This is a genomic window from Aquamicrobium soli (assembly GCF_042646345.1).
Taxonomy (GTDB): domain Bacteria; phylum Pseudomonadota; class Alphaproteobacteria; order Rhizobiales; family Rhizobiaceae; genus Mesorhizobium; species Mesorhizobium soli_A.
The window spans coordinates 168,445-185,143 of sequence record NZ_JBHRTK010000022.1 but is presented as its reverse complement, the minus strand read 5'-3'; the positions used below and the strand labels follow the sequence as shown (position 1 = coordinate 185,143).

17 protein-coding genes and 1 other RNA gene are annotated in these 16,699 nt (G+C 65.7%); 3 read left to right on the top strand and 15 right to left on the bottom strand.

The window, feature by feature from the left end; translation table 11 throughout:
* Window positions 1-8: 8 nt before the first annotated feature.
* The 7 genes from mraY to mraZ form a co-directional block, all read right to left on the bottom strand.
* The gene (gene mraY / locus ACFOHJ_RS19565; protein ID WP_378223694.1) at window positions 9-1,091 is read right to left on the bottom strand and encodes a phospho-N-acetylmuramoyl-pentapeptide-transferase; all 1,083 of its coding nucleotides are present in this window, start codon (window positions 1,089-1,091) and stop codon (window positions 9-11) included.
* 23 nt (window positions 1,092-1,114) lie between these two features.
* Window positions 1,115-2,539: a UDP-N-acetylmuramoylalanyl-D-glutamyl-2,6-diaminopimelate--D-alanyl-D-alanine ligase gene (locus ACFOHJ_RS19560; RefSeq protein ID WP_378223691.1), complete on the bottom strand. Its 1,425-nt coding sequence runs from the start codon at window positions 2,537-2,539 to the stop codon at window positions 1,115-1,117.
* Window positions 2,536-3,990 carry a UDP-N-acetylmuramoyl-L-alanyl-D-glutamate--2,6-diaminopimelate ligase gene (locus ACFOHJ_RS19555; protein ID WP_378223688.1) on the bottom strand — a complete coding sequence of 485 codons (1,455 nt, stop codon included), beginning with the start codon at window positions 3,988-3,990 and terminating at the stop codon, window positions 2,536-2,538. The genes ACFOHJ_RS19560 and ACFOHJ_RS19555 overlap by 4 nt, the downstream gene beginning before the upstream one ends.
* A gap of 80 nt (window positions 3,991-4,070) precedes the next feature.
* Window positions 4,071-5,780: a peptidoglycan D,D-transpeptidase FtsI family protein gene (locus ACFOHJ_RS19550; RefSeq protein ID WP_378223685.1), complete on the bottom strand. Its 1,710-nt coding sequence runs from the start codon at window positions 5,778-5,780 to the stop codon at window positions 4,071-4,073.
* Window positions 5,777-6,157 (bottom strand): cell division protein FtsL, encoded by a 381-nt coding sequence (ftsL, locus tag ACFOHJ_RS19545; protein WP_378223682.1) that lies wholly within the window; start codon window positions 6,155-6,157, stop codon window positions 5,777-5,779. Before ftsL ends, ACFOHJ_RS19550 begins: the two co-directional genes overlap by 4 nt.
* A 6-nt stretch (window positions 6,158-6,163) precedes the next feature.
* Entirely contained in the window at window positions 6,164-7,177 is a 1,014-nt protein-coding gene (gene rsmH, locus ACFOHJ_RS19540; protein WP_378223679.1) for a 16S rRNA (cytosine(1402)-N(4))-methyltransferase RsmH, read from the bottom strand.
* Complete coding sequence (gene mraZ, locus ACFOHJ_RS19535; protein ID WP_378223676.1) at window positions 7,174-7,626, bottom strand: division/cell wall cluster transcriptional repressor MraZ; 453 nt, start codon at window positions 7,624-7,626, stop codon at window positions 7,174-7,176. The genes rsmH and mraZ overlap by 4 nt, the downstream gene beginning before the upstream one ends.
* Before the next feature lie 398 nt (window positions 7,627-8,024).
* On the opposite strand from mraZ, the gene ACFOHJ_RS19530 reads away from it, so the two are divergent.
* The gene (locus ACFOHJ_RS19530) at window positions 8,025-9,137 is read left to right on the top strand and encodes a cystathionine gamma-lyase (protein ID WP_378223673.1); all 1,113 of its coding nucleotides are present in this window, start codon (window positions 8,025-8,027) and stop codon (window positions 9,135-9,137) included.
* A 5-nt stretch (window positions 9,138-9,142) separates the two neighbouring features.
* Here ACFOHJ_RS19530 and ACFOHJ_RS19525 read toward each other — a convergent pair whose 3' ends face one another.
* The 7 genes from ACFOHJ_RS19525 to ACFOHJ_RS19495 all read right to left on the bottom strand — a co-directional run bounded on the left by ACFOHJ_RS19525 (window position 9,143) and on the right by ACFOHJ_RS19495 (window position 13,145).
* Window positions 9,143-9,445: a type II toxin-antitoxin system RelE/ParE family toxin gene (locus ACFOHJ_RS19525; protein WP_378223671.1), complete on the bottom strand. Its 303-nt coding sequence runs from the start codon at window positions 9,443-9,445 to the stop codon at window positions 9,143-9,145.
* A complete protein-coding gene (locus tag ACFOHJ_RS19520) occupies window positions 9,442-9,717 on the bottom strand; it encodes a type II toxin-antitoxin system ParD family antitoxin (protein WP_378223669.1) in 276 nt (91 codons plus the stop codon). The genes ACFOHJ_RS19525 and ACFOHJ_RS19520 overlap by 4 nt, the downstream gene beginning before the upstream one ends.
* A 156-nt stretch (window positions 9,718-9,873) precedes the next feature.
* Window positions 9,874-10,290: RNase P RNA component class A (gene rnpB / locus ACFOHJ_RS19515), an RNA gene on the bottom strand.
* 64 nt (window positions 10,291-10,354) lie between these two features.
* Entirely contained in the window at window positions 10,355-11,098 is a 744-nt protein-coding gene (locus ACFOHJ_RS19510) for a lytic transglycosylase domain-containing protein (RefSeq protein ID WP_378223667.1), read from the bottom strand.
* 185 nt (window positions 11,099-11,283) lie between these two features.
* Window positions 11,284-12,048, bottom strand: a complete 765-nt coding sequence (locus tag ACFOHJ_RS19505; RefSeq protein ID WP_378223665.1) for an N-acetylmuramoyl-L-alanine amidase — start codon at window positions 12,046-12,048, stop codon at window positions 11,284-11,286.
* Window positions 12,045-12,764 carry a TerB family tellurite resistance protein gene (locus ACFOHJ_RS19500; RefSeq protein WP_378223662.1) on the bottom strand — a complete coding sequence of 240 codons (720 nt, stop codon included), beginning with the start codon at window positions 12,762-12,764 and terminating at the stop codon, window positions 12,045-12,047. Before ACFOHJ_RS19500 ends, ACFOHJ_RS19505 begins: the two co-directional genes overlap by 4 nt.
* Window positions 12,765-12,908: 144 nt before the next feature.
* On the bottom strand, window positions 12,909-13,145 hold the full coding sequence (locus ACFOHJ_RS19495; protein ID WP_378223659.1) for a hypothetical protein: 237 nt from the start codon (window positions 13,143-13,145) through the stop codon (window positions 12,909-12,911).
* 256 nt (window positions 13,146-13,401) lie between these two features.
* On the opposite strand from ACFOHJ_RS19495, the gene ACFOHJ_RS19490 reads away from it, so the two are divergent.
* Window positions 13,402-14,193, top strand: a complete 792-nt coding sequence (locus ACFOHJ_RS19490; protein WP_378223658.1) for a glycoside hydrolase family 25 protein — start codon at window positions 13,402-13,404, stop codon at window positions 14,191-14,193.
* Between the two features lie 70 nt (window positions 14,194-14,263).
* Window positions 14,264-15,442, top strand: a complete 1,179-nt coding sequence (locus ACFOHJ_RS19485) for a lytic murein transglycosylase (protein WP_378223656.1) — start codon at window positions 14,264-14,266, stop codon at window positions 15,440-15,442.
* Window positions 15,443-15,461: 19 nt separating this feature from the next.
* Here ACFOHJ_RS19485 and ACFOHJ_RS19480 read toward each other — a convergent pair whose 3' ends face one another.
* Entirely contained in the window at window positions 15,462-16,682 is a 1,221-nt protein-coding gene (locus ACFOHJ_RS19480) for an alanine racemase (RefSeq protein WP_378223653.1), read from the bottom strand.
* Window positions 16,683-16,699: the final 17 nt, after the last annotated feature.

The window sequence follows — 16,699 nt, the reverse complement described above, 5'->3', positions numbered from 1 at the left end:
GTGCGTCCTTACCGCAGCTTCAGCGTGGAAAGGCCGATCAGCGCCAGCATCACCGCGACGATCCAGAAACGGATGACGACCTGGCTTTCGGTCCAGCCGAGCTTTTCGAAATGGTGGTGGATGGGCGCCATCAGGAACACGCGCTTGCCGGTCATCTTGAAATAGCCGACCTGGATGATGACGGAGAGGATTTCCACCACGAACAGGCCGCCGACGATGACCAGCACGATCTCGTGCTTGGTGGCGACCGCCACCGTGCCGATGAGGCCGCCCAGCGCCAGCGAGCCGGTATCGCCCATGAAGATGGCCGCCGGCGGCGCGTTGAACCACAGGAAGCCGAGGCCGGCCCCGATCACCGCACCGAGCACGACCGCCAGTTCGCCGGTGCCGGGCACGAAGTGGATCTGCAGGTATTCGGCAAAGACGGCGTTACCCGAAAGATACGCGATCACCCCGAACGAGGCCGCCGCGATCATGATCGGCACGATCGCCAGCCCGTCGAGCCCGTCGGTGAGGTTGACGGCGTTGCCCGCACCCACCGTGACGAAGGCCGCGAACGGGATGAAGAACCAGCCGAGATTGATCAGGAATTCCTTGGCGAAGGGAAAAGCCAGCGACGAGGAGAACGGTTCCAGCCCGGCATGCATGATGACCCAAGCGGCGATGCCGGCGATCAGGAACTCGAACGTCAGCCGCGCCTTGCCGGAAAAGCCCAGATGCGACTGCTTCGTCACCTTGAGATAGTCGTCGTAGAAGCCGATGGCGCCGAAGCCGAGCGTGACGAACAGTACCACCCAGACATAGACGCTGCGCAAATTGGCCCACAGCAGCGCCGAGACGATGATGCCGGTCAGGATCATCAGCCCGCCCATCGTCGGCGTGCCCGCCTTCTTGAAGTGGGTCTGCGGCCCGTCGGCGCGGATCGGCTGGCCCTTGCCCTGCCTCAGCCGGAGCGAATGGATGATGCCCGGGCCGAAGATGAAGACGATCAGCGCCGAGGTGATCAGCGCTCCGCCGGTGCGGAAGGTGATGTAGCGAAAGACGTTGAAGGCCGAAAAATGGTCTGCAAAATCAACAAGAAACGTAAACATGTGTTCGTGTCCCCCGGCAGGTCTTATGCCGTATCGGCTCGCGCCGGAAATTTCTTGAGCAATGCCTCGACGAGCTTCGAAAAGCCGATCCCCTTGGACGACTTGACCATGACCACGTCGCCCGGCCCCACCAGGCCGAGCAGAACAGGCTTCAGTTCCTCGGCGCTCTCGCGGTAGGCGGTAGCGATGTCACCTGGCAAGGCGTCGGCCAGGGCCTGCATTTCGGGCCCGCCGAGCAGCACCGTCTGCGTGCCGCTGCCGACGATCAGCTGGGCAAGGCCGGCGTGCAGCTTCGCCGAATGCGCGCCCAGTTCCAGCATGTCGCCGAGCACGGCGATGCGGCGGCCATGGCCGGAAACCGGCGTCGCGTTGAGCAGCGCCAGCGCCGCCTGCATCGAGGCCGGATTGGCGTTGTAGCTTTCGTCGATGAGCGTGAACGGCCCCTCCGGGTGCGACAGCGTGTGCCGCCGCCCACGCCCCGGCTCCGCCTCGATGTTGCCGAGCGCCAGCGCCACCTGCGCCACGTCGGCGCCGGCCAGATGCGCCGCGCCCAGCACCGCAAGCGCGTTCTGCACCATGTGCCGCCCCGGCGCGCCGATGCGGGCGACGATGTCCTTGCCGGCGATCCTCGCGGTCAGCACGGAATGGTCGGCATGCAGCGCGCAGTCGAGCAGCCGATAGGTCGAGCGCTGGTTTTCGCCGAAGCCGAAGATGTTCTCGACGCCGAGTTCGCCGGCCACCTTGGCCAGCAGCTTCGAGCGCGGATCGTCGCGGTTGAGAAGCGCAGCGCCGCCCGGCTCCAGCCCCTCGAATATCTCGGCCTTGGCGGCGGCGATTTCGTCGAGGTTGCGGAAGAAGCCGAGATGGGCCGCCGCGATCAGCGTGACCAGCGCGATATGCGGCCGCACCATCTTGACCAGCGGCCGGATTTCGCCCGGATGGTTCATGCCGATCTCGAAGATGGCGTAGTCGCAATCCTGCGGCATGCGCGCCAGCGTCAGCGGCACGCCCCAATGGTTGTTGAACGACTTGTCAGAGGCATGCACCTTGCCGACGGACGAAAGTCCTTGGCGCATGGCCTCCTTGGTGCTGGTCTTTCCGGCCGACCCGGTGATGGCGACGATCCTGGCATTCGAGCGGGCTCGCGCGGCGCGGCCGAGCTTTTCCAGCGCTTCCAGCACGTCGGGCACCACGACCATCGGCGCGACCAGCCGCCCCAGCGCCGGCAGCTTGCCTTCGGCCACCACCAGCACCCCGGCCCCGGCTTTCACCGCCGCCGTGGCGAAGTCGTGCCCGTCCATCGCCTCGCCCTTGATGGCGAAGAAGGCCTCGCCCGGCTGCAGGCTGCGCGTATCGATCGAAATGCCGGTGACGCCTTCCGGCATCGTGCCGAGCGGGCGGCCGTCCATGGCCGCCACCAGCGCATCGGAGGTCCACAGCAAACTCATGCGGCGCGCTCCTTCAGCGCCGCGCGCACTTCCTCGTGGTCGGAGAAATGCAGCGTCTCGGCGCCGATGGTCTGGCCTTCCTCATGCCCCTTGCCGGCCACGATCAGCGTGTCGCCGCCGCCGAGCATCGCCACCGCCGCATGGATCGCCTCACGCCGGTCGCCGATCTCGATCGCTCCCGGCGCGGCCGCCATGATAGCGGCGCGGATCGATGCCGGCTCCTCGGAACGCGGATTGTCGTCGGTGACGATGGCGACATCGGCGAGCCGCGTGGCGATCTCGCCCATGATCGGGCGCTTGCCGCGATCGCGGTCGCCGCCGCAGCCGAACACGATGACCACCCGGCCGGTGGTGAAGGGCCTGACCGCCGTCAGCACGTTTTCCAGGGCGTCCGGCTTGTGCGCGTAGTCGACATAGACCGGCGCGCCCGCAGCCGTGGTGCCGACGAGGTCGAGCCTGCCCGGCGCCCCCTGCAGATGCTCCAGCGCGACCAGCGCCTTCGCCACCGGCGTGCCGGTGGCGATGGCGAGGCCGGCCGCGACCAGCGCGTTCGAAATCTGGAAATCGCCGGCCAGCGGCAGGTCGATCTCGTAAAGCGTGCCGCCGGCCCCGATCTCGGCACGCTGGCGGTGGCGCTCGTGCTCGACGCGCTTGAGGCTGAGGAACGAGCCGTGACGGCCGACGGTGAGCACGTCGAGGCCGGCCGCGCGCGCGGCGCGGACAGTCGGCTCCGACCACGGATCGTCCGCGAAGATCACGGCCGGCGCACCCTTGGGCAGCAGGCTGTCGAACAGGCGCAGCTTGGCGCGGTGATAATCCTCGACGGTCGGGTGATAGTCCATGTGGTCGCGGCCGAGATTGGTGAAGGCGCCCGCCTTCAGCCGCACGCCGTCCAACCGGCGCTGGTCGAGGCCGTGGCTGGAAGCTTCCATCGAGGCATGGGTGACCCCTGACCCGGCGAGTTCGGCAAGCAGTCTGTGCAACGCGACCGGATCAGGCGTCGTCAGCGAACCGTATTCGTTGCGCCCCGGCGCCACCACGCCGGTGGTGCCGATGGAAGCCGCGGCAAAGCCGGCCTGCTGCCAGATCTGGCGGGTGAAGGCGGCGACCGAGGTCTTGCCGCTGGTGCCGGTCACCGCCACCGTCGTCTCGGGCTGTGCGCCGAAGAAGCGCGCGGCGGCAAGCGCCAGCGCCAGGCGCGGGTCCTCGACCGCCAGCACCGGAACCGCCAGGCCGGAAAAATCCCGCCCGCTGCCGGAAACGACGGCGACCGCGCCGCGCCGGACGGCATCGGCGGCATAGGCACCGCCATCCGCCTTGCTGCCGGCAAGGGCGAAAAACAGGTTGCCCGGCTGCACCTGCCGGGAATCGGACGAGAGGCCGGTTACCGCCAGGTCGGAGAGCGCTGCGTCTGCGACTGGCAGGATGCCGGCGAGGTCTTCAAGCTTCATGGAAATCCGTTCGTCCCACCAAATCCGGGTTTCCCCCGGTCTTGCACCTACGGCGCGCCGTTGCCGGCACGCCATGAGAATCACTCCATGGAAACCAGCGTTGCACCGTTTTCATGGCTGAAATCCGGCTTGACGCCAAGAAGAGCCGCGGAACGGGCGATGATGTTGCGGGCAATGATGCCGGCGTTGGAGGCAGCGGTCGCGCCCATGCCCGGCTTCTCGGCCTTCGGCTCGTCGGCGATCGTCAGCACGATGTACTGCGGATCGTCCATCGGGAAGGCCGCGACGAAGGCGTTGAAATTCTTATCCTTCGAGTAGCGGCCGTTGACGACCTTTTCCGCCGTGCCGGTCTTGCCGCCGACGCGGTAGCCGGGAACGCGCGCATTGCGCCCCGAGCCCTTTTCCGCGTTGAGCGCATAGACGTAGCGCATGGCGTCGCTGGTCTTTTCGCTGACCACCTTCTTGGCCACCGCGTTGGCCTCTTCCTGCGTGCGCGCCAGGAAGGTCGGCTCGATCAGGTAGCCGCCGTTCACCAGCGCTGCGCACCCGACCGCCGTTTGCAGCGGCGTGGTCGAGACGCCGTGGCCGAAGGCGATGGTGATGGAGTGCACCTGCTTCCACACTTTCGGCTCGGTCGGCCGCGCCACTTCCGGCAACTCGGTCTGCATCTTCTCCAGGATGCCGAGCCGGTGCAGGAACTCGCGATGTCCCTCGATGCCGACCGCCTCGGCTTCCTTGGCCGAACCGATGTTGGAGGAGTAGATGAACACCTCCGGCACCGTCAGCCAGCGCCCCTTGCCGTGGAAATCGTGGATAGTCTGGCGGCCGATGCGGATCGGCCGCGTGGCGTCGAACTTCGTGCTCAGCGACACCTTGCCGGAATCGAGCGCCATCGCCGTGGTGAAGCTCTTGAAGGTCGAGCCCATCTCGTAGAGGCCGGCCGACATGCGGTTCAGCCGGTCCTTGTCCTGCGCGTTATAGGGGTTGTTCGGGTCGAAATCCGGCACCGAGGCCATCGCCAGCACTTCGCCGGTCTTGACGTTGAGCACCACCGCGCCGGCGGCGATGGCATGGTATTTTTCCATGCCCACCGCGATCTCGTCATGCACGATGTGCTGGACCCGAAGGTCGATCGACAGCTTCACTGGCGCCAAATCCTTGGGATCGGCAAGGCCCGACAGTTGCAGGTCGCTGAGGCCCTGCCCGTCGATGTATTTCTCCATGCCGGAGATGCCCTGGTTGTCGATGTTGGTCAGGCCGACGATGTAGGCCGAGGTGCTGCCGCTCGGATAGAAGCGGCGCTTCTCGGTGCGGAAACCGAGGCCGGGAACGCCGAGCTGCATGATGTCGTTCTGCTGCTTGGGCGTAAGCTGGCGCTGCAGCCAGACGAAGCCGGCGCCGCTCTTGAGCTTGTTATAGGTCTGCTCGTAGTCGATCTCGGGAAGCACGGTGGCGAGCTTCTCGATCGCCTCGTCGGCATCGACGATATGGCGCGGCTCGGCATAGAGCGAGGCGGTCTTGATGTCGGTGGCGAGCAGTTCGCCGTTGCGATCGACGATGTCGGGGCGCGAGGTGGTGACGCGGCTGGGCGGCGCGCCGGAAGCGTCGTTGTCGATCGAGCCGAGATAGACCAGCCTGCCGGCGATCGTGGCATAGATGCTGAAGAACACCGCCATGGTCATCAACACGCGGTTGCGCGCCTTGCCGCCGGTCGCCTTGCGTGCGCCGTCGACGATGATGGACCCGGGGTCCTGTTCCTTCGATGCGCGCCGCAGCAGCTTGCCGATCATTGGATGCCTCCGGTCGCAATCGGATCCTGGCCGAGAATCCCGTCGTCTGGTTCCAGATCGAATTTTTCAGCCGTCAGGTTCTCGATGGAAAGCACGCGCGGAGGCAGCGCATCCATGCCGACGATCTGGCGGCCGCCGACCGGCGCGAGTTCCAGTTGCGGCTGGTAGAGTTCGGTCAGCTTCTGCAGGCGTCCCGGCTGGGTCAGCAGGCTCCAGTCGGCTTTCAGCAGGTTGATCGTGTCCTCTTCCGTGCGAATCTGCGCCTTGAGCTTGTGCACCGCCGCCACCTGTACTTCGGCATTGCGCTTGATCGTGTAGGTCATGGCGGCGGCGGCGACCATCACGGCAATCAGCACGATGTCACTGGTTCGGAACATGGACGCTCACCTCTCGCCCGGCGCATCGATGCCGGGAAGCTTCGGAAGGCCGAAGATGGAAAAATCATCGCCGCGCGCCGGCGCCTCGGTGCGGGTGGCCGCACGCAGGCGCGCCGAACGGGCGCGCGGATTGCGGGCGGTCTCGTCCGCGCCCGGGACAGCGCTGCCGCCCTTGAGGAACGTGGCCGGTCGCGCCTGCACCTGCGGCAGGTAACGCGAGCCGGAGGCCGCGTCCGCGCGGTCGGCGATGAAGCGCTTGACGATGCGGTCTTCCAGCGAATGGAACGTCACCACGACAAGCCGCCCGCCGGGCTTCAGCGCCCGCTCGGCGGCGAACAGCGCCCTGGCCAGCTCGCCGAGCTCGTCGTTGACATAGATGCGCAGCGCCTGGAACACCCGCGTCGCCGGGTGGATCTTGTCGCCCGGCTTGCGGCCGATGTGGGTCTCGATGGCGTCGGCAAGGTCGAGCGTGCGCTCGAACGAGCGCTTCTGGCGCCGCGCCTCGATCATGCGGGCGATGCGGCCGGCGTGACGCTCCTCACCGAGGAAACCGAAGATGCGAGCAAGGTCGCCCGCCTTGAAGCCGTTGACGACGTTGGCGGCGCTGAGGCCCGCCTGCGCCATGCGCATGTCGAGCGGCCCGTCGGCGCGAAAGGAAAAGCCGCGCCCGGCTTCATCGAGTTGCATCGAGGAAACGCCGATGTCGAGCACGACGCCGTCCACCTCCTCGCCATGCTGGTCCAGCGTCGAGAACGGAGCCTGCACGAGCCGGAGCCGGCCGTTCGATTCCGCTTCCAGCGCCCGGCCGGCCGCGATGGCATCGGGGTCGCGGTCGATAGCGATGACCTCGGCCCCGGCTTCGAGAATGGCGCGGCTGTAGCCGCCGGCGCCGAACGTGCCGTCGACGATGCGGTCGCCCTGTTTCAGGGCCAGCGCATCGAGAACTTCGCCGAGAAGGACCGGAATGTGGCGGGCCTGTCCGCTGGCGGCGAGAAAATCATCGCCGTGATCCGCCATCATTCCGGCAGCTCCCTCGTCCCCTGCCGAAGCTGCAACAGCCGCGCGCGCGCCTGCGCCCCGTAGGCGGCAAGCCGGCCCGGCTCCCAAATCTGGAAAAAGGCGCCCCGCCCGACAAAAGCCACTTCCTGCGTAATGCCGGTATGTTCGCGCATGAAATCCGTCACCGTTATGCGACCGTCCTGGTCGAGCTTCAGGAAGCTGCCGTCGCCATGGCAGAAGAACGACATGTCGTCCGCCGTCTGCAGGAACGGGTCCTCCTGCGCGATCCGCTGCTCGTAGCGGTCGAGCAGGTCGAGCCCGCCGACATCCATGGCCGAGACATCCAGGCAACGCAGGGCGTAAAGCTGCGAATAGCCGCGCTTCTGGACGACCGAGCGGAAATGCGCCGGCACGGAAACCCGCCCCTTGGCGTCGATCCGGTTCACGGCATTCGACAGAAAGCGCTCCATGATGTCCGGCGGCCGCGGCCGCAACCCTCCCCGTTCCTGGTCCGCCGGCGTCGTCGCAACGCGGCCTTACGTTCGCACCCGCTCCCGTTCCATCGACGGGAATCGACAGCCCCGCAGCCGCAATGGCTGCCGGAGCGGCGCACGCTTCACCGTGACTCGAAACGAAGGCTTGAATATCGAACCGGGATAACATGGGGTACTATGGGCGTCAACGGGACCAGGCTTCACGAATCAGGCTGCCGCCCCACCAGCAACGGCTTTGACGGCATCCTCGCCTTTATCCTCTATTAAGCCTAACGAACCGTTTAGAAATGCCGCGGCCTTCGACAATGCTTGCCGTGGATGGCCGTCAGGCATAGCGTCGAAACAGCCCTCCCAGACCACAGGTCCGTCATTCCATGTCCGATACCGCACGGCGCGCCGCCGAACTTTCCCACCTGCGCGACAGCACTTTCGCCAAGGGCGATCCGATCCCGCTGCCGCTGACCATGGCCGCGATCTATCACGCGCCCGGCGACGCGACCGGCTTCAACCAGTATGGCCGCTTTTCCAACCCGACATGGGCGGCGGTGGAAGAGATGCTTGCGCATATGGAAAACGCCCCCTGCGTTGCGTTTCCTTCCGGCATGGCGGCGATCTCGTCGGTGTTCTTCGGCCTGCTCAAGGCCGGCGACCGCGTGCTCCTGCCCTCGGACGGCTATCCGACCTCGCGCGGCGTGGTCGAGCGCTACCTGCAGGGCTTCGGCGTCGAATACGACGTGCGGCCGACCGCCTCCTATCTCGACGGCGGTTTCGAGCGCTATCGTCTCGCCTTCGTCGAAACGCCGTCGAACCCCGGGCTCGACATCTGCGACATCGCGGCGGTGGCGAAGGTCGCCCATGCGGCCGGTGCGCTGCTCATCGTCGACAACACGACGATGACGCCGTTCGGCCAGCGCCCGCTCGACCTCGGCGCCGACATCGTCGTGGCGGCCGACACCAAGGCGCCCAACGGCCATTCCGACGTGCTGTTCGGCCATGTCGCCAGCCGCGACCCGGACATCATCACGGCCGTGCAGGACTGGCGCAAGACGTCCGGCTGCATTCCGAGCCCGTTCGACGCATGGCTGGTGCATCGCGGGTTGGAGACGCTGGAAGTCCGCTTCGAGCGCATGTGCACCAGCGCCGGCGTGGTCGCGCGCCGGTTGCAACACCATCCGGCCGTGCGCAGCGTGCGCTATCCGGGCCTCGAAAACGACCCGTCGCACAATCTCGCCAGCGCGCAGATGGAGCGTTTCGGCTTCCTCATCAGCCTGGTTCTGGACACCGAGGACAAGGCCGAGGATTTCATCAACGGCTGCGCGCTGATGCAGGCGGCAACCTCCTTCGGCGGCGTCCACACCTCGGCCGAGCGCCGTACGCGGCGTGGCGATGCCGTGCCGCCGGGCTTCGTACGGCTTTCGGTCGGCTGCGAGCCGACCGAACCGCTATGGGAGGCGATCAAGGCCTCGCTGGATCGGCTCGGCGGCTGATCCGGTCAGCCCCCGATCTCGTCCCGCTCGATATTGCGCCGGCCATGCAGCACGCGCAGGATTTCCACAGCGTCGGCATCCACCCGATAGAAGGTCACATAGTCCCCGACCACAACATGGCGAACGCCGCTTCCAACGCCCTCGACCGCCGCGCCGGACAAGGGAAACATCGCCAGTTGTCGCCAACGCGCTTCAAGGCGATCAAGCAGGCGATCGGCTGCGGCTTCGTTCTCATGCGCGACATAAAGCCAGATTCCAATCAGGTCTTCTTCCGCGCGGGAATTCCGCCTTACCGGCAAGGAAGTCATGCCGCATCACCGGCTTTCCGTCGCCTCCGCGCTTCGGCCTTGATTTCATCCATCGAAGCGAATTTCCCCGGCCCGCTATCGATGCCTTCCTGTACCAGCGCCCGCAGTTCCTCGAGCGTATAGCCGAACAGGTCACGCCGTTCCTTCCACTGCCGCAAGGCGTCGCGAACGACCTCGCTGGCCGAGGCATATTCGCCGGCGGCCACCACGTCGTCCACGGCCGCCGCGAGTTCGGGGGAAAGGGTAATGCTGCGCTTGTCGACATGCCCCATGGCACTGCTCCTTCGATCCTTGCCCAGAAAGGTAGGATTTAATCGCACCATGGGCAAGCGCCCAGACCGCGATGAATCATTTTCTGAACTCCATGATTCATCCCGGCAGGAGCCCTCGCCAAGCCCTTGAAATCACGCCTGTAACGGGAAAGCAAAAGTGTCAGCCGGCCTGTAAGCCGGGTTCTGTATGGCCCCTGTCCTTGCGGACAGGAACGTGGCGGCCATTCATCTTGGGCGCGCGTTGCCGCGCGCCTCACGCAACCTACCCGGACGGCGGGCCGAAAACAGCCCCCGGGGTTTCCCCCGCGCCGCCCCTATTCGGTCTTACTCCCGGTGGGGTTTACCATGCCGCTCCTGTTGCCAGGCGCGCGGTGGGCTCTTACCCCACCCTTTCACCCTTACCCCGCCGCCGGCCCCTTGCGGAGCCGGGCAACCGGGGCGGTTTGCTTTCTGTGGCACTTTCCCTGGGGTCGCCCCCGCCGGCCATTAACCGGCACCGTGTTTTCGTGGAGCCCGGACTTTCCTCACCCGCGGCCTTTCGGCGAATGCGGGTGCGGCCGCCCGGCCGGCTGACAGGCGCGTATAAAGGGATTTATTGGCCAAAACGCAACCGAAAAGCGCCGGAGCAGCCGACCGATCAGGCCGGCGTTGCCGCCGCAGCCATCTGCACCTTCACCTTGCTGCAATAGGCGGACGAAACGGGATTCATGCGCTTGGCGCCGTGGCCGGCATTGTATTTCAGGATCGTGCCGCAGGTCGTGCCGCCGCCGAGTTCGTGCGCCATGGCGAGATATTTCATGCCGTATTTGATGTTCGTCTCGGGGTCGTAGAGCCCTTTCACCGATCCGCTATAGCCGAGCATGCGCGCCGTCGCGGGCTTGATCTGCATCAGGCCGACTTCCCCGGCGCTACCGGTCGTGTTCGGCCGGTAGTTGCTCTCGACCTTGACGACGGCATGCGCCAGCGACACCGGCACGCCGTAGCTTGCGGCATAGCGGGCGATGATTGCCGAATAGGGTGCAGCCCCGGACGCCGGCGCAGCGCTGGCGGCACGCGGGATCGAAGCCGTCGTGGTGGTGTCGATAATGACTTTGGTCCGGCCGGCCTTGCGCCTGCTGGCGGATTCTTTCGTCCTGGCGGCGGTCTTCCCGGCAGCCTTGCTGGCAGTGGCCTTCCCGGCGGACTTGCCGGCGGTGGATTTTCCGGCGGACTTGCCCTTTGTCGCCGACGCCCGGGTTACCGCCGGCTTCACCGTCCGTTCCACCTTGACCGTCCGTCCCTCGTCCCTGCGGAATGTCATCGGTTCGCTATGAGCCGTGCTTACGACAAAGTTCATCACTCCGGCAGCCAGCGCTGCCGCCAAAAAGCTCAACTTGTGCATGGAGTCCTATGGTTCTTGGCCCCGTGGAAGGCTCCACGCGGCGGTGCTCACGAGATGCCGAAGAAAAAGCCAGAACGGCCGGCACCGGTTAATGGCACGCCTTTGCCTGCCCATTTGGCGCCAATGAAGGCAGGGCAAGTCACTTTAAATGACAGCTATGTAATTTAGCGGTTTCGCATGCTCGTTCAGCCGAGACTGGCGCTCGCCGAATCCAGCAGGCGCTCCAGCGTGCGCAGCGTCGAGCGGTCGCCGATGCCGTCGATGCGGCGCGGCCGGAAGTGCCGTTGGAAAGCCTCGACGACGATCTGCGTCTGCCGGTCGAAAGTGCCGGTGATTTCGACGCCGTAGCCGTAGAGCGCCAGCATCGATTGCATCTCCTCGACGCAGGCCCCGGCATCGTCGGGCCTGAGTTCCGGCCCGTCCCGCAGCGGCGAGGCCGCCACGAAATGGCCTATCCCCTGTTCGGCAAGCTGCCGCCATGGAAACTTCTCGCCGGGGTCGATCTTGCGGCCGGGCGCAACATCCGAATGAGCGAGCACCCGTTCCGGCACGACCGCGTGGCGGGAGGCGATGCCCGCGCACAAGGCGATGACGGCCTCGATCTGCCGCTTCGGAAAGCTTGGGTAGCCGAGCCCATGCCCCGGATTGACGATCTCGATGCCGATCGAGCAGGAGTTTATGTCGGCAAGCCCCCGCCATGAACTTTTCCCCGCATGCCAGGCACGGTCGCTTTCGCGCACCATCTGCACGATCGAGCCGTCCTCATGGACGAGGTAATGCGAGGACACCTCGCTCGCCGGGTCGCACAGCCAGTTCTCGGCAGCCTTGCCCGTTTCCATCCCGGTGTAATGCAGGACGATCATGTCGGGCTTCAGCCCGTCCCGCCTCGGCCCGAAATTGGGCGAGACCCGCACATCGGCCCCCGGATGGTCGGGCGAAAAGCCGCTCATGCCCGCCTCATTCCCCGCTCGATGGTTTCATAGGCGGCGTTGATGGCGGCGACGCGGCTGGTGGCGATCTTGATGAATTCCTGCGGCAGGCCGCGCGCGATCAGCCGGTCGGGATGGTTGTCCTGCATCAGCTTGCGATAACGCCTGCGCACTTCCTCGAACGGCCGTCCACGCTCGACGCCGAGCACCGCATAGGGATCGGCGGTCCCGAGATCGACATGGCGGGCAAGGATGCTCTGGTAATGCTCCTCGTCGATGCTGAATATCGCGGCAATGCGGTGCAGGAAGTCGGCCTCGCGCTCATGGATCATGCCGTCGGCCTTGGCGATGTGGAACAGGCCGTCGAGGATATCTTCCAGCATCATGCAGTTGGAATAGCCGCTGCCGCACAGATTGGCCATTTGCCGGGCATAGGCCTCGAAGCCGGCGACATCCTGCTTGGCGAGGTCGAAAAGCCGCGCCACGTGGCGGGTTTCTTCCGGCGGCACCTCGAATATCTGCTGGAAGGCGCGCACCTCGTCCTGCGTGACGACGCCATCGGCCTTGGCCATCTTGGCCGAAAGCGCGATCATCGCCACCGAAAAGGCGACGCGGCGGCGCAGATCCGCATCACCGGAAAACACCGTGCGGACGGCCTCGACAAGAGCGACCACCCCTGACGAAGCCGACGACGATATGCGCGCTATGAAGTCGCCAAGGCGGTCCCAAATCGACATGGTGCTTCTTAGATCGAACGGCAGGACGGGATCAAGGCGACAAGCCGCTCAATTGGCGGTGAACAGGGGCAGGCGCAACACCGGCTCCCTCAAGAAAAAGGCCGGCGGAGGCCGGCCTTTTCCTACTCATGTCTACGCACTCGCTTACTGAGCGGGCTGCGCCGGCGCCGGCTCCGGCTGCGTGGCACCGCCGGTCCCCTCGGACGGAGCAGGCTTGATGCTCTGCGTCGTCGAGTTGTCCGTGGCGGGCGGCGTTGCAGGCTGCTCGGCAGCCGGCGGCGTCGTGCTCTCGGTGGTGGTGTTATCGGTTCCGCTGTCGCTACAGGCAGCAACGCCGAGCAAGGCCAGCGCGGAAACCGAAGCAAGGATAAGTTTTTTCATCTCTCTCTCCTTCAACAACGTCCGTTCGGTAGCGGACGATCGAAGGGAAAATGCGGCCGCAACGGTTCCGTTTCGTCACATTGCGTTTCGCCCTGTAATACCTGTCTGCTGCGCCCGGCTGGCAACACAGCCTCGTCAACCGAAAATCAACCATGTTGCGCGATGACGGCAGGCACGCAATCATGCGCAACATGCGCGGCGACCACCCGTGCCGGCGAGCGAGCAGAAGGTGGGCCGAACCGGTCGGGGAACAAGAATGCGCCGTGTCGCGGCCCTCATCATGCTGGCGCTCCTCGGAGCCTGCTCGACGGTAGACGATCTCGCCCCCCTTTCGCCGGGCAAGCCGACCGCCACCGGACGCGCGCCGCGCTTTGCCGATTCCAAGCCTCACGAATGGGAGTCCGGCGCCCCCTGGAATTATTCGGTCCACGGCACCGACGTGTCGAAATACCAGCGCACGATCGACTGGCCGGCCGCGAAAGCCAGCGGCATCTCCTTCGCCTTCATCAAGGCGACGGAGGGCGGCGACCGCGTCGATGATTATTTTTCCGAGCACTGGCGGCACACGAAAGCCGCCGGAATCCCGCGCGCGGCCTATCATTTCTACTATTTCTGCCGGCCGGCGGCCGAGCAGGCCCGGTGGTTCATCCAGAACGTGCCGAACGACCCGTCGGCGATGCCGCCGGTGCTCGACATGGAATGGAACCCGGCCTCGCCGACCTGCAAGCTGCGCCCGCCGCCGGAAACGGTGCGCAGCGAAATGACGATCTTCCTCGACATCGTCGAGCGGCATTACGGCAAGAAGCCGATCATCTACACTTCGATCGATTTCTTCGACGACAACAACCTCGCGACCTATCGCGGCTATCCTTACTGGCTGCGCTCGGTTGCCGGCCACCCGCACCAGAAATACGGCAGCCATCCCTTCACCTTCTGGCAGTACACCGGCACGGGCATCGTTCCGGGCGTGACGGGCGACGCCGACATCAACGTCTTCAACGGCAGCGACGCCGCCTGGCGCAAGTGGTTGCGGCAGAACACCCGTTGACACGCAACGCATAGCCTGCTTTTCGGAACGCGGCTTGCGTGCGAGCATGCGGACTTCCGGAGAAATGACGATGCGGCTGCGCTCCACATTGCTGGCGGGGTTTTTTCTGGCTGTGACAGCCATGCCCGCGCTGGCCCAGTCATGCGGCGGCGATTTCCAGGCATGGAAGGAAGGCGTTTCGGCCGAAGCTACGGCAGCCGGCATCGGCGAGGCCGGGCACAAGGCGCTCGCCGCCGCCACCATCGATGAAAAAGTGCTGGCGCGCGACCGCCGGCAGGGCGTGTTCGCCCAGACCTTCATCCAGTTTTCCGGGCGCATGATCTCCGACTATCGGCTGAAGCAAGGGGCGGCCAATCTCAAGAAATACGCCGACGTCTTTGCCCGCGCCGACCGGGAATTCGGCGTGCAGGCGCCGGTCATCGCCGCCTTCTGGGCGCTGGAGACCGATTTCGGCGCCGTCCAGGGCGATTTCCACACGCTGGACGCGCTGGTCACGCTCGCCCATGACTGCCGCCGCCCGGACCTGTTCCGCCAGCAGTTGATCCCGCTGCTCAAGCTGATCGACAAGGGCGTGGTGCCGGCCGATGTCACCGGCGCCTGGGCCGGCGAGATCGGCCAGACGCAGATCCTGCCCAGCGACTACCTCAACGAAGGCGTCGACGGCGACGGCGACGGCCGCATCGACCTGCGCGGCAGCGCGCCCGACGCGATCATGACCACGGCGAAGAAGTTGCAGGTGAAAGGCTGGAAGCGCGACCAGCCCTGGATCGAGGAGGTCCGCGTGCCCGAAAGCCTGCCCTGGGACCAGACCGGGCGCATGAACAAGCTGCCGCTGTCGCAGTGGGCCGACTGGGGCGTCACCAATCGCGACGGCTCGCCGCTGGCCGACAACAGCCTCGGCGCCGGCCTGATGCTGCCGATGGGCCGCAAGGGACCGGCTTTCCTGACCTATGACAATTTCGACATCTACATCGAGTGGAACCAGTCGATCACCTATGCGCTGACCGCCGCCAATCTCGCGGCCCGCCTCGCCGGCGCGCCCGCCTACGATCCGCGGTATCCCGAAAGCGGCCTCGACCAGGACCAGATGAAGGACTTGCAGGCAAAGCTCGAGGCGAAAGGCTACGACGTCGGCACCGTCGACGGCATTCTGGGCACCAACACGCGCGAAGCGGTCCGCCAGGAACAGACGAGGCTGGGCCTGGCGGTGGACGGCTGGCCAACGCCCGAGTTGCTGGAAAGGCTGTAAGCAGGAGGATTTCCGCAGCCTAGTCCGCCATCGTCTCCAGGCTGGCGAAGCCTTGCGGCGTGTCGCCTTCGTCGAACGGTGTCGTGACCTCCACGAAGGTGTCGGGATAAAAGCCGTTGAAGCGGGTCCTGAGCGACAGCGAATAGGCGCCGATATGGCCGATCTCGATCCAGTCGCCGGTATCGACCGTCTCCGGCAGCCAGAACGGCCGCGATAGGATATCGACGGAATCGCAGGTCGCCCCGCACACCTTGAACGGCACGATGCTCTTTTCCGCCCCGTTGCGCGAGCGGATGGCGGGATCGGGGATGAAGCGCGCCGGCAGCGTGATCTTGCCCGTCCATGAATCAGACAGCGAGGCCCAGATGCCGTCGTTGATGTAGAGCCGCCTGCCCTTGCGCAGAAGCACGCGTACGATCAGCGACAGGCAGCGCGCCACGATCACCCGGCCGGGCTCCGCCACCAGCGGTATCTGGTCGAACTGGTATTCCTTGAGGTCACCGGAAAGCCGCGACATGATCTGGCCGAGAGACGGCATTTCCACCTGCTTGCGGTTGGGATCGTGGCCGTATTCGGCAGGGAACCCGCCGCCGACATCGAGCGCGGCAATGTCGAAGCTCAGCCGGTTGCGCACCCAGTCGGCCGAGGCCAGCGCCCGCTCATAAGTGTCGGGGTCCTCGATCTGGCTGCCGACATGGAAGCACAGTCCGACCTTGTAGCCGCTGCGGCGAAGCCGTTCGCCGAGTTCCACCGCATAGGCCGGCCCGGCGCCGAACTTCTTCGACAACTCATAGGCGGCGTGGCCCTTGGTCTGGATGCGCACGAACACGGTGAGCGAACCGGGATCGATGTCGAGCGCGCGCACGATGCGCGTCAGCTTGGTGATCTCGTCCTCGTGGTCAACGGCAATCACGCGGATGCCGTATTTTTCCAGCGCAAGCCTGATGTCCGCCTGCGCCTTGACCGGGTGCATGTAGAGCATTTCGGCATCCGCCGAGACCGAGCGCACGGCGGAAAATTCGCCCGGCGAGGCCACGTCGAAGGCTTTCACGCCAGCCTCGACCAGGGTCTTGAGCACCAGCGGCTCGCCATTGGTCTTGACCGCATAGGCGGTCTTGCCGGGAAACATGTCCATGAACTGGCGCGCGTCGGCCTTCAGCACCTGCGGGCGGAAGCAATAGACCGGATCGTCCGGCCGCAACGCCAGCGCCGCCTCTCGGGCATTCTCAAATCGCTGCATGAATGAACCCCACGCTC